Genomic DNA, 1,695 nt, shown 5'->3' with positions numbered 1-1,695 from the left:
ACGCCACCGGCTTTCTCAAGTCCAAGGACCAGATCGCTCTCGACGGCACGCACACCCAAACCTTTTATTCAAGCGGCGCCAACGAGAGCTTCACCGCTGAGCACGACGTCTACAATGCCGCGGGCACACTCATCAATGCGGTTCGCACTCACGCTGACGGAACTGTCGACTACACCTACACCCTGGGCGCAGACGGCACAAAGACGTCCCTTCAATACAACGCCAGTGGCAGTCTGCTGACGTCCAGCAATGTCGTGAAGGCGGACGGATCCTCGGACACCCTTGCCTACACCAACGGCGTTCTCACCAGCGAGACCGTCGTGCACGCCGACAAGAGCAAGGACGTCTATCTGTCCAACATCGCCGGCAAGACCTATGTCGCCGAGCACGACGCCTACAATGCCGCGGGCATCCTCACCAATACGATCCGCACCCACGCCGACGGCACCCGCGATTTCACCTACACCCTGGGCGCAGACGGCACAAAGACGTCCCTTCAATACAACGCCAGCGGCAGTCTGCTGACGTCCAGCAATGTCGTCGCTTATACCAACGGCGTTCTCACCAGCGAGACCGTCGTGCACGCCGACAAGAGCAAGGATGTTTACTACTCCCATCTCACTGGCAGGACCTACGTCGCTCAGCACGATGCCTTCAACGCGGCAGGCATACTTACCAGCTCGGTGCGTACCCATGCAGACGGCACGGTCGACTACACCTTCAGCCTGGGCAGTGACGGCACCAAGACGTCCCTTCAATACGATGCAACCGGCAACGTTCTCACGTCTCGCAGTGTCGTGAATCCGGACGGTTCCACGGACACTCTCGCCTACACCAGCGGCGCTCTCACCAGCGAAACCGCCGTGCATGCCGACAAGAGCAAGGACGTCTATCTGTCCAACATCACCGGCAAGACCTATGTCGCCGAGCACGACGTCTACAATGCCGCGGGCGTCCTCACCAGCTCCGCACGCACCCACGCCGACGGATCCGCTGACTACAGCTACACGCTGGCCGCAGACGGCACCAAGACGTCCCTTCAATACAACGCTAACGGCAGCCAGCTGACGACCAGCGTCGTCGTGAAGGCGGACGGTTCCTCGGACTCACTCGCCTATACCAACGGCGTTCTCACCAACGAGACCGTCGTGCACGCCGACAAGAGCAAGGACGTGTATCTGTCCAACATCGCCGGCAAGACCTACGTCGCCGAGCACGATGTCTACAACGCCGCGAGCGTGCTCATCAGCACGGCACGCACGCACGCCGACGGCACCCTCGACTCGACCTACACGCTGGGTGGGGACGGCACCAAGACGAACGACTATTTCGATACGACTGGCATTCTCAAATCAGAGGTAACCATCGGCACGAACGGCAGCACGGACACGCGAACCTATACGAATGCCTCGGGTCACGCTGTCCTGAGCAGCGACGTCTTGAAGTATGCCGCCGGATCGGCCGACATCTCCGACACCAAGCTGTATACGGTGGTGAACGGCCAGGCCACACTTTCCACGGAGACCGTGCTTCACGCCGATAACAGCAAGGACGTTTTCCTGACGAACGCCGCGGGAACGCCCTATGTAACCGAGCACGACGTGTATGACGCCACCGGCTTTCTCAAGTCCAAGGACCAGATCGCTCTCGACGGCACGCACACCCAAACCTTTTATTCAAGCGGCGCCAACGAGA

General features: G+C 60.2%; 1 pseudogene. It reads left to right on the top strand.

Going from position 1 to position 1,695, the window contains the following annotated elements:
• Positions 1–1,695: pseudogene (locus UP06_RS41325) on the top strand (hypothetical protein); the annotation flags it as partial.

The organism is Bradyrhizobium sp. LTSP857 (assembly GCF_000938285.1).
GTDB lineage: Bacteria > Pseudomonadota > Alphaproteobacteria > Rhizobiales > Xanthobacteraceae > Bradyrhizobium.
The sequence above is the reverse complement of the archived record's forward strand: the minus strand, read 5'-3'. Positions and strand labels throughout refer to the sequence as shown.